Raw genomic sequence first — 226 nt, 5'->3', positions numbered from 1 at the left:
CACTTCACCGTGGACGCGGGCTCGGATCGGGTGAGCGAGGTCTCCTTTGCGGATGTGAACGAGCAGCCGGCCCTGACTGCACTGGGGCAGAGCGTCAAATACGAACTGGTGGACGGCGATGCCGCCATCCCGGGCAACCAGATCCTCAAGGGCTATGTGGAAGTGAACGGGGTGCGGGTCGAGGTGCTGCAGGTGGAGATCAGCGGCAAGCTCGACAACGCCGCCA

Annotated in this window: 1 protein-coding gene; it reads left to right on the top strand. The window is 64.2% G+C overall.

Annotated elements, in window-relative coordinates; genetic code table 11:
* Positions 1-226: hypothetical protein (locus HB860_RS22125; protein ID WP_247627971.1), on the top strand; the 226-nt coding region annotated here is incomplete at both ends.

The sequence above is a fragment of the Aeromonas genomosp. paramedia genome (assembly GCF_023093515.1).
Taxonomy (GTDB): Bacteria; Pseudomonadota; Gammaproteobacteria; order Enterobacterales; family Aeromonadaceae; genus Aeromonas.
Note: the sequence above shows the minus strand (reverse complement) of the source record. Positions and strands in the feature narration are given on the sequence as shown.